The 7,972-nt window shown below is 60.5% G+C and carries 11 protein-coding genes; 6 read left to right on the top strand and 5 right to left on the bottom strand.

Annotated features, from left to right (window positions below):
• Positions 1–975: DEAD/DEAH box helicase (locus tag ACRESD_RS17395; RefSeq protein WP_431752047.1), on the bottom strand; the 975-nt coding region annotated here is incomplete at its 3' end.
• A gap of 99 nt (positions 976–1,074) precedes the next feature.
• Between ACRESD_RS17395 and ACRESD_RS17390 the strand changes: the two genes are divergently transcribed.
• Complete coding sequence (locus tag ACRESD_RS17390) at positions 1,075–1,539, top strand: CopD family protein (protein ID WP_431752046.1); 465 nt, start codon at positions 1,075–1,077, stop codon at positions 1,537–1,539.
• A gap of 106 nt (positions 1,540–1,645) precedes the next feature.
• Here the strand turns inward: ACRESD_RS17390 and ACRESD_RS17385 are convergent, their stop codons facing one another.
• Positions 1,646–2,404, bottom strand: coding sequence for a collagen-like protein (locus tag ACRESD_RS17385; RefSeq protein WP_431752045.1), 759 nt, complete (start codon positions 2,402–2,404; stop codon positions 1,646–1,648).
• Positions 2,405–2,544: 140 nt separating this feature from the next.
• Positions 2,545–3,237, bottom strand: coding sequence for an OmpA family protein (locus ACRESD_RS17380; RefSeq protein ID WP_431752044.1), 693 nt, complete (start codon positions 3,235–3,237; stop codon positions 2,545–2,547).
• Positions 3,238–3,426: 189 nt separating this feature from the next.
• On the opposite strand from ACRESD_RS17380, the gene ACRESD_RS17375 reads away from it, so the two are divergent.
• From ACRESD_RS17375 to ACRESD_RS17360, 4 genes are read left to right on the top strand one after another with little or no spacing between them, the layout of a single operon-like run.
• Complete coding sequence (locus ACRESD_RS17375) at positions 3,427–3,924, top strand: DUF6231 family protein (RefSeq protein WP_431752043.1); 498 nt, start codon at positions 3,427–3,429, stop codon at positions 3,922–3,924.
• A gap of 4 nt (positions 3,925–3,928) precedes the next feature.
• Entirely contained in the window at positions 3,929–4,399 is a 471-nt protein-coding gene (locus ACRESD_RS17370) for a YchJ family protein (protein ID WP_431752042.1), read from the top strand.
• Between the two features lie 21 nt (positions 4,400–4,420).
• Positions 4,421–4,903, top strand: a complete 483-nt coding sequence (locus ACRESD_RS17365) for an LEA type 2 family protein (protein WP_431752041.1) — start codon at positions 4,421–4,423, stop codon at positions 4,901–4,903.
• Positions 4,900–5,106 carry an SEC-C metal-binding domain-containing protein gene (locus ACRESD_RS17360; protein ID WP_104911726.1) on the top strand — a complete coding sequence of 69 codons (207 nt, stop codon included), beginning with the start codon at positions 4,900–4,902 and terminating at the stop codon, positions 5,104–5,106. The genes ACRESD_RS17365 and ACRESD_RS17360 overlap by 4 nt, the downstream gene beginning before the upstream one ends.
• A 149-nt stretch (positions 5,107–5,255) precedes the next feature.
• Here the strand turns inward: ACRESD_RS17360 and ACRESD_RS17355 are convergent, their stop codons facing one another.
• Both ACRESD_RS17355 and ACRESD_RS17350 read right to left on the bottom strand, forming a co-directional pair.
• Positions 5,256–6,641, bottom strand: a complete 1,386-nt coding sequence (locus ACRESD_RS17355) for an ATP-binding protein (RefSeq protein WP_431752040.1) — start codon at positions 6,639–6,641, stop codon at positions 5,256–5,258.
• Positions 6,638–7,348: a response regulator gene (locus ACRESD_RS17350; protein ID WP_431752039.1), complete on the bottom strand. Its 711-nt coding sequence runs from the start codon at positions 7,346–7,348 to the stop codon at positions 6,638–6,640. The genes ACRESD_RS17355 and ACRESD_RS17350 overlap by 4 nt, the downstream gene beginning before the upstream one ends.
• A gap of 197 nt (positions 7,349–7,545) precedes the next feature.
• Between ACRESD_RS17350 and ACRESD_RS17345 the strand changes: the two genes are divergently transcribed.
• Positions 7,546–7,972, top strand: a 427-nt coding sequence (locus tag ACRESD_RS17345; protein ID WP_431752038.1) for a TonB-dependent receptor plug domain-containing protein, incomplete at its 3' end; no start/stop codon positions are given.

Raw genomic sequence — 7,972 nt, 5'->3', positions numbered from 1 at the left:
CTGTTGGGTCTTGATCTCCCGCGCCAGCTCCGGCACCGGTTCGATCAATTTGCCCAGGTCGCCGGGCAGCGGATGCTGGGCCAGCAACTTGGTGAGGTTCTTGGCGGTGGTTTCCAGCCAGTCGGCGGTGGAGCGCAGGCGCGTGTAGTGGGCGAAGTGACCGATGGCCTTGTCCGGCAGGTGATGGCCTTCGTCGAAGACGTAGAGGGTGTCGCGCGGGTCTGGCAGCACGGCGCCCCCACCCAGGGCCAGGTCGGCAAGGACCATGTCATGGTTGGTGACAATCACATCGACTTTGCCCATGCCTTCGCGGGCCTTGTAGAAGGCGCACTGGCCGAAGTTGGGGCAATGACGGTTGGTGCACTGGCTGTGATCGGTGGTCAGGCGCGCCCAGTCGGCATCTTCCAGGGCGGTGGGCCAGCTGTCGCGGTCGCCGTCCCATTTATTGCCGGCCAATTTCTCGATCATGCTGGTAAACAGCTTCTGGCTGGCCTCATCGACCTCGATCTTGAAGCCTTCTTCTTCGAACAACTGTGCAGTGGCGGTTTGTGCGTGGCCTTCCTGCAACAGCACGTCGAGCTTGGACAGGCACATGTAGCGACCACGGCCCTTGGCCAGGGCGAAGGTGAAGTTCAGGCCGCTATTGCGCATCAGGTCAGGCAGGTCTTTGTAGACGATCTGCTCTTGCAGGGCGACAGTCGCGGTGGCGATCACCAGGCGTTTGCCGGCGGCCTTGGCGGTGGGAATCGCAGCCAGGCTGTAGGCTACGGTCTTGCCAGTACCGGTGCCGGCCTCGACGGCCACGACCGCAGGCTCACCCTCGCGGCGACCTTCGTCGTCGGTGTCGATATCCCCGAGGACCTTGGCCACTTCGGCGATCATCAGGCGCTGCCCATACCGCGGTTTCAAGCTCTTGGCTTCGAGAAAACGCGAATAGGCGCCCTGGATCGTGGTTTTGAGTTCAGTGCTGATCATGGATAGTCGGGCGCAAAAAACGCTGGATAAATTTTCAGTGGTTCGGATCGGCGGCTATCATACCCCGCTAATGAATCCCGCGCAGAACGGAGTACCACAATGACCGTGTTCAGTCTCACCTATACCCTGCATGTACTGGCCGCCCTGATCTGGGTAGGCGGCATGTTTTTCGCCTGGATGATCCTGCGCCCCGCCGCCATGGCGGCACTTGAAGGCCCTGCCCGGCTCAAGCTGTGGGCAAATGTGTTTCAACGTTTTTTCGTGTGGGTATGGGTAGCGGTGCTGGTTTTACCGATAAGTGGCATCGGCCTGTTGCAATTGCGCTTCAGCGGTTTTGAGACGGCGCCACGTTATGTGCAGGTGATGATGGGCTTGTACCTGGTGATGACGGCGCTGTTTATCCGTATCCAGGCACTGAAGTTCCCGGCGTTGCGTGCGGCGGTGGCGGCTGAGGATTGGCCGGCAGGTGCGGCTGTATTGGGGCAGATTCGCAGGCTGGTGGGGATCAACCTGATTGTGGGGTTGGTGGTGGTGGCAGTGGCTTCGGCTCGGCCGATGTTCTGAAACGACCTTTAGTCCGCTATCGGGGGCAAGCCCTCCCACACTTGAAGTGCGAACACCGTCAAAATGTGGGAGGGGGCTTGCCCCCAATTACGTCAGCCCAAATGGCTTAGAGCCGCTGAATGGTCACCGCGCCCGCAGGCCCCGCCGGCCCCGGCTGCCCTTCCAACCCTGGCCGGCCCTTCTCGCCGCCATCGGCGCGGTACACCAGGCAGCCTTTGGATTGCCCACCTTTACCAGGTTTGCCTGCCGTACCGGCTGCACCACCCGCCCCGCCATCCACCCAGACCTTGATCTGTTCGGCGGGGTAGCTCTGCGGCAGTTCAACGCGCACCTGCGCACCCGCCGCGCCCGGCAGGCCATCGCCGCCATTATCACCATTGGCGCCGCGCCCGGCCGAACCCCAGGTGCAACCCGGGTCCACGCCGTTCGCGCCATCCAGGCCCGCATAGCCTTGGGCGCCGGCGCCGCCACGGGCATCTACCGACAATTCCTCAGCGGTCAAGGCGTTGATGCGTAAAGTCAGGTCACGCCCCGCTTTAGCAGGTCGCTCATGGGTGCCGGGAGCACCACGTGAAGTGATTTGGCTGCCATGCTCCAGCTGCGCCTGGCGCACTTGCAATTGCAGCCCGGTATTCCCGGGGGCGATGGTGATTCGCGCCTCACGCCCCAGGTGCAGTTCATCCACCGTGATCTGACTGATAGTGGCCGGAATCAACAGCGTGCCGTAGTCCGCTACGTCCAGTCGCTCCAATTGCAGCACGCTAGTGCTGCTGGGCAACCGCATCAATGAATTGGTGTCGACGCTGACGCTCTGGGCCAGAGCAATGGGGCTGACCAGCAGAGCCAGCAGAAAAACCTTACGCATGAATGGCCTTCTTATTGTGTGCAGGGACGGACGCACAGTAACGACTTCTACAGGCGATATGCCAGTGAAGGATAAAAAAAGCCGAGATTTCGGCGAAGATCGCCAGAAAGCCCCTGTGGCATCCACAGGGGCAGGGACTGTCAGCGGTTGATCTGGATTTCCACGCGGCGGTTCAATGCACGCCCTTCAGCGGTTTTGTTGTCGGCCACCGGATGGCTTTCACCGGCACCGGCCACCGACACGAAATTACTGCGAGGCACGCCCTGGCTGATCAGGTACTCAACCACCGAGTGAGCGCGTTTATCCGACAGTTTCTGGTTGTAGGCGTCTTTACCGACGCTGTCCGTATGCCCGGTCACTCGCAGCTGCGCGCCTGGCGCTTCTTTTTTCAAGCGAGTGGCAATGACATCCAGCTTGGTTTTGTCCGCCGCCGTCAGCTTGGCCGAGTCGAACTGGAAATGCACATCACGGATCACGATGGTTTCCTCCTTGACCACCACGACCTCCTCCACCACTGCCGGTGGCGCAGGCGGGCACCCATTGGCATCGACCTGTACGCCTTTAGGGGTTCCTGGGCACTTGTCACGGCTGTCCGGCACGCCATCGCCATCTTCGTCGCCATCGCCGTGTACCCAGCAATAGGCACCCGCCATACCGCCAATCAGCAGCGCGCCGTAGCCTGCATAGGCCGAGCTTTTGGTCGCGCCGACCGCCGCGCCGGTCACGCCGCCGACCGCGGCACAGGTGGGCCAATCGGTTTTTTGCAAACCTGCGCAACCTGTCAATACTCCGGTTAGCAGAACCAAGGGTAGAGCTGTCCGCATGATGCTCATCTGATTTCTCCTGAGGGGATCGGCGGGGGCCGATGGGTGGAGTAAAGACGGCTCTTTTCATCTGCGCCAGTACGCCGCACCCCTGTATTCATTGAGGATCGCGCCTTCATCGGAGTTTTCGCACCCGCCCGCTCTAGGCCCGCACGCTCAGCCGCGCTAGTCTCTACAGTCCTGATGTGAGGATCTCTGATGACCGCTGGTATTTCTTCTCGTACACCCCAGCAAGCCTTGGCCGCCTTGCTTGACCTTCAAGGCCCAAAACGCCTGTTGCTGTTGGGGGCCAGCCAGTTCCCGGCACTGGACGCCTTCCAGCTGGCGCACCCTGACACCCAGGTTTTTTGCGCCGCCCCAGGGCCATTACCGGAAGAACTGGCCGCGCAGCGGTTTGACCTGGCGTTGGTCGTTGACTGCCTGGAGCACCTGTCAAAACCGCAGGGTTTGACCTTGCTCGGTGGCATTCGCAACCTCAATGCCAGCCGTATTGCAGTGCTGGTGGACTTGAGCGCCTGCGGCTGGAAAGAAACCGACTTCTTCTCCCTGGCCCTGCAGGCCGGCGAGCGGTTCCAGCGCGACGAGCAGGTGCTGACGTTGTTCACCTACGATCTGCTTGACTATAAACAGGTGCCGGACTGGCTCAACGCCCGCTTCTGGGCCAACCCGGAAAACTTCGGAAAGTATTGGTGGTAACCCCATGAGCACATCCATTTGTCCTTGCGGCAGCGGCAACCTGCTGGATGCCTGCTGCGGCCACTATCACGCAGGCCACCCGGCGCCTTGTGCCACCGCGCTGATGCGCTCGCGCTACAGCGCCTATGTGCTGGGCCTGGTGGACTATCTGGTCGCAACCACTCTGCCTGCGCAACAGGCCGGGCTGGACCGCGCAGCCATCGCCGCCTGGAGTGCCCAGAGCACTTGGCTGGGTCTCGAAGTGGAAAGCTCCGAGGTGTTTGGCGGCCAACCGGAACACGCTTTCGTCACCTTTACTGCACGCTGGCATGACAGCACTGGCGAACATAGCCACCGTGAGCAGTCCTCTTTCGTACAGAACGACGGGCGCTGGTACTTCATCGACCCTACGGTTGAGGTGAAGGCCGGACGTAATGATGTATGTTTGTGCGGTAGCGGGCAGAAGTTCAAGAAGTGCTGTTCCAGCTACCTCTAACCACCTGACAGGGATAACGCCATGCTTCGGATCTACAGCTTGATGCTGGCGTTAACCCTGGGCCTGACCGGCTGCGCCTCGTGGTTTGAAGATGATGCGCCAGCGCCCCACGTCGCGCTGGTCAAAGTCGAGGTGGTGCGCGCCAAGTTGCTGGAGCAGAAATTCAAACTGTGGTTTCGCGTGGACAACCGCGACGATGCCGACCTGACCGTGCGCGGCCTTATCTACAAGGTCACCCTGGGTGACTTCGTACTGACCGAAGGCGAGTCCAACGAATGGCTGACCGTACCGCCGCGCAGCCACGGTTTTTTTCGGGTGACGGTACGTACCAACCTGTGGCCACAGATACGGGACGTGGTGCAAATGCTGAAAAACCCCACCAAGCCCGTGCCCTATCGCCTGGAAGGTGAGCTGAAAACCGGATTATTCATCGGTAATGACGTGCAGGTGGCCCACAATGGCGAGATAATCCCCGGCGATTTTATTCCGGAGCGACATCGATGACCCAGCAACCCCATGTCCATGGTCCTGACTGCAACCACGATCACGATCACGATCACCATGATCACGACCACGGCCATGTCCACGGCCCGAACTGCGGCCACGCTCACCAGGAGCCGGTGCGCAATGCCTTGAAGGACGTTGGTCGCAACGATCCTTGCCCGTGCGGCAGTGCGAAGAAATTCAAGAAGTGCCACGGGGCGTAAGCGATTTCCCCTGACACCAGCCACACTGAAAATCCAAATGTGGGAGGGGGCTTGCTCCCGATAGCGGTAGGTCAGTCACCCAATGCAGTGACTGACAGTCCGCAATCGGGGGCAAGCCCCCTCCCACATGTTTAATCGCATTCCAAATTTCAGGATTTGCGCTGAAATAGCAACACCACTTCCAATCCCCCACCCTCGCGATTACTCAAACTCAGCCGCCCCTCATGCGCCCAAGCAATCGTGTGCGCAATGCTCAACCCCAATCCATAGCCGCCGGTTTCGGCATTGCGTGAGCCTTCCACACGGTAGAACGGCTCCATCACCTGCTCTAGCTGCTCTTGGGGAATCCCCGGCCCACGGTCGTTGATGATGATCTTCAGGCTGTCCGCCTGATCCTCGACCCGCACCACCACGTCACAGCCATAGCGCACGGCGTTCTCCAGCAGGTTCTGCACACAGCGCTTGAGGCTGCGGGAATAGCCAGGCAACGGTTGTTTCGCTCGACCTTCGATAATCACGCTATCACCCACGTCCTGCAGGTCTGCCTGCAAGCTCTGCAGCAACGCATTGATGTCGATATTCTGCCGCGTCTCGTTGATTTCGCCGCTGCTGACAAAGTCCAGGGTGCTGGAGACCATGTGCTCCATTTCTTCCAGGTCGGCGCGAAAACGCTCCTTGGTGCGGGTGTCGTCAAGCATTTCCGTACGCAGGCGCAGGCGTGTGATTGGCGAACGCAGGTCGTGGGAAATGGCCGCGAGAAACCGCGTGCGCTCGGCGATGTTGGCGATCAGGCGTTGCTGCATGGCGTTGAACGCCTGGGCAGCGCGGCGCACCTCCGTCGGGCCATCTACCGACAAAGGTGGCCGTTGGATGTCCCGGCCCAGGGCTTCGGCGGCCTTGGCCAAGGCATTGAGCGGGCGGATCGCGAGGCGCACCGCCACCAACGCGATGAGCACCAGTACCAGCACCCGCAGCAAGTAAATACGCATCACGTAGTCGAACAGCAAATCCAGTGGCGACGTGCTGGTCCAACCCTGCTCCTCGCTGGCGTCCACCTGCAACCAGCGCCCATCGGGCAGGCGCAGGTCGATCAGGAATTGTCCCACCACTGGCTTGGAACCAAGCAGTGTAGAGAGACCCGCCGTTTGCCCTTGGCCATCCACCAGCGACAGACGCAGCAGGATCAAGGTTTGGGCGTAGCCGGTTTTTTCCGACAGGACGTTCTTGATCAAACGTTCGGTGGGCAGGTCGCTGTCGGTCAGGGTACTGGCGGTATTGCTGGCCTGGTCGCTGAGCGTCAAATGAAAGTGCGGGCTGTCGAGTAACTTGATCAGTAGATCGGCCTGCTGTGGGTCGCTGTGCACCAGGCGAACCACATCCGCCAGGCGCGTAGCGATCAGCCGCGCGGGGATTTCCAGCACCTGGCCATGGCGCCGGTCGTACCAGATGCTGCTGGTCAGGGCCTGGGCCGCGAGCATGCCGCTGACCAGGATCAGTACCAGCCGCCCGAACAACGAACGCGGCAACAGTCTCACGACTCCAGTACCACGTCATCGACGGTGAGCATGTAACCCTCGTTGCGCACGGTTTTGATCAGTCCTGCGGGCAATTGCGAACGCAGGCGGCTGACGCATACGTCGATGGATCGGTCGAACGGCGTGCTGTCCTTGTCGAACACATGGTTGAGCAGAAAATCGCGGCTCATCGGGCGATTGGGGTGCTGCAACAGCAGGCGCAGCACGCGGTAGTCCGAGTTGCCCAGGCTGACGACCACGCCCTCTGGCGACAGCAATTGCCGCGCCCGAGTGTCGAGCTGCCAGCCAGCGAAACGAATGCTCGGCGCCTCATCCAAGCGTGCACGGTCTGGAAAACTCTGTGCCCGACGCAATACCACTTTGATTCGTACCAATAACTCACGAGGATCGAAGGGCTTGGGTAGATAGTCATCCGCGCCGATCTCCAGACCGACGATGCGGTCGATCAACGAACCCTTGGCCGTGAGCATCACCACTGGCGTGTTGGAACTCACTCGCAGTTCGCGACATAAGCTCAGGCCGTCCTCACCGGGCAGCATCAGGTCGAGCACGATCAGGTCGATGACGTTCAGTGCCAGCCGGCGGCGCATTTCCTTGCCATCGGCGGAGGTGGACACCTGGAAACCGGCGTCGCTGAGGTACTCGCAAAGCAGTTGGCGGATTTGCGGATCGTCATCAACGATCAATAGGTGGTCTTGCTTGGCCATGGGCAGTCAATCCGAAAAACTCAAAGCGCAGGAGATAGCCGAAAGTTCAGCCGGCAGCGCTCGCAAATGTAATGGAATGTTGTAGGCAACGATAATCGTGCATCAGCAATACAAAGCCACGACCTTGCATCGGGAAGCGGTCTTTAGACTACCGAATCTAAATGAGATTAATTGTAATTTAGCTCGGGCCGCCCTGAATGACTTTGCCTACACCCCAGCGTCACCCTCTGCACTCTACCCTTGCGCCGATGTTCGGCCTGCTGGCCGCCGGCAGTGTCGCTCCGACGACGTGGGCCGATGCGGCGACCGTCGCCCCCAACGATTCGGTGTTGAACCTGCCGGAAATCAAGGTCGACGGGGAAGCATCCTCCACCTTCAAGGTAGACCGTGTCACCTCGGCCAAAATCAGCCAGCCGCTGCTGGACGCGCCGCAAAGCGTGACCATCGTGCCGCAGCAAGTGCTCAAGGAGCAGAACGCGCAAACCCTGCAGGAAGTGCTGCGCAATGTGCCGGGCATTACCTTCATGTCGGGTGAAGGCAACCTGGGCTGGGGCGATCTGTTTTCGATCCGTGGGTTTTCCTCCGAACAGAGCCTGACCGTCGATGGCGTGCGCGATGCTGGTA

The organism is Pseudomonas sp. (assembly GCF_050739995.1).
Lineage (GTDB): Bacteria > Pseudomonadota > Gammaproteobacteria > Pseudomonadales > Pseudomonadaceae > Aquipseudomonas.
The sequence above is the reverse complement of the archived record's forward strand: the minus strand, read 5'-3'. Positions and strand labels throughout refer to the sequence as shown.